The organism is Mycobacterium arosiense ATCC BAA-1401 = DSM 45069 (genome assembly GCF_002086125.1).
Classification (GTDB): Bacteria; Actinomycetota; Actinomycetes; order Mycobacteriales; family Mycobacteriaceae; genus Mycobacterium; species Mycobacterium arosiense.
The window spans coordinates 1-1,798 of sequence record NZ_MVHG01000189.1 but is presented as its reverse complement, the minus strand read 5'-3'; the positions used below and the strand labels follow the sequence as shown (position 1 = coordinate 1,798).

The following is a 1,798-nucleotide window of genomic DNA, read 5'->3' as shown; positions in this document are numbered from 1 at the left end:
ACCTTCAATCACTCGGCTACGACACGCCGGTCACCAAATCGGTCCCCGACTCGTACACCACCTTGGCGGACGCAACCCCGGCTGGCCCTGCTCCCTTCGGGGTGGCCATATACGCATGTGCACAAGTTCAACGAAGTTATGATGAAGCGCCCCGATTCGTCAATAAGTCAATTAGCAATCGGATCTCGTCAGCGTTCGTGTTGTACCACTCGTTACCCGGCGCATCGCTTACTTTTTGCCCCCGAAGTTCAAGCGTGGCGTGAAGGGCTTTCTCGAGCAGCGCAGCGTCGCTGCATGTATGTGTGAGCACGATGCGTGGACGTTCTGGTAGCGCCGTGCCTACCTGCTCACCGATTCTGGACTCGACATCGACCGTGGTCATGCCGATTTTGTGCGGCCATCGCTCGCTGCCCTGACTACGGGCAAGCTTGGCGTAGGCAGGCAGATCGTATGCATACAAATACTCGTGCAAGATCGCACCGGCCGTGACCGCATCGTCGAGGACATCGTCGTCGGCTAGGTCAACATCGTCACTTCCACGCAAGTCAGCGAAGCGCCAAATGCCGTAACCGCCAGATGGTGCAGCGACTCCTCGCTCGGACATTGTGCTAAACGCCTTTTTGACAACGCTCGGAAGGCTTCCGTTTGCCGGCAGTCCGCCGCGTTCCAGGTGGTACGTTACGACCTCGGTCGCAATCTCTTTGCGTCGCAGTAAGCGACCAGCAAACAGTTTCTGTGCCAATGCCGCGAACAAATTGGGCGTGAGCGGTAGGTCCGTGAATTCGTACGAGCCCTCCCCGCCCGCGGCGTTAGCGATGCGTATTGGTTCATCGTCTGCCATGTACCGACTTTATGCTGCGACCCGAACTCGCGTGCCCGTCCTCCGTCCGAGCTTTCGCGTAGTCAAGCCACTCTGCCGATAGCCGTGACGGGCGCGCTACTTGGCGGGGCTGACCGAACGGGCGACGACCGCGCGACGGGAATTTTCACAATCCAGATGTGCGTAAGCGCGGCACCCCGTACGCTCCCATCGGCGAATAGGGCAACCTCATCAAACGGAGACCAAGCGGGGTCGGTATGGCAGCGATGGGCAACGATCCAGAGAGTACGGACTTCATCCGCCCGCCAGGCGCGACGCCGTGGCCCTCTGCTGACCGACCACTGGACTACGCTCTGCCGGCGCCGCTTAGCTTCGCACCTTTCTATCTCCCGAACTTGATCGCGGCAATCGTTGCGAGCGTAGGGATAGTTGTCGGCAGCATCGGCACGTGGGCGTCCCTCGGGCCACTCAGCGTTGGCGGTATGGATTTTCACGGCAATTGGGGGCTTATTACTCTCATCACCGGCGCGGTCGCCGCCGTAGCCTTGTTTGCCCAAATTAATTGGGGCAGAACAAATTTTAGTCTTCGATGGGCGGTGCCAATCGCGTGGGCGGTACTTGTGGCCGGCGTTGGATGTCTAGCCATCGCTTTAGTCAACATCGCTACGGTCACGTCCTTTTCCAAAGTGATATTCGGAGTACCCCATGTCGCGCAAGTGGGGTGGGGTCTTTGGCTAGTTGTCATCTGCTCGGCGGTACTAGCTGTAACGGTAGCAATTGTGGCCGTACAGGTCGGTAATGCCGCGAGTCACGGATTTAGTCATCGTTCGCAAGTGGCTTGGTCAGGTGCATGGCGGTGGGCCGCGATCACCGCGTCGGCGGTGATTTTCGTGATTGCGATTGGCCTGACCCCGATCGGTTGATCCATGGCCTATGAGAGTCTTGCGGCCCACGACGTGGGCAGGAAGGCTCGACAAG

Annotated in this window: 2 protein-coding genes; one reads left to right on the top strand and one right to left on the bottom strand. The window is 59.1% G+C overall.

The annotated features are described in order from the left end of the window. Window positions 1–136: 136 nt before the first annotated feature. On the bottom strand, window positions 137–841 hold the full coding sequence (locus tag BST14_RS27980; protein ID WP_083067476.1) for a GIY-YIG nuclease family protein: 705 nt from the start codon (window positions 839–841) through the stop codon (window positions 137–139). Between the two features lie 461 nt (window positions 842–1,302). Between BST14_RS27980 and BST14_RS30225 the strand changes: the two genes are divergently transcribed. After that, window positions 1,303–1,743, top strand: a complete 441-nt coding sequence (locus BST14_RS30225) for a hypothetical protein (protein ID WP_158085944.1) — start codon at window positions 1,303–1,305, stop codon at window positions 1,741–1,743. Window positions 1,744–1,798 lie beyond the last annotated feature (55 nt).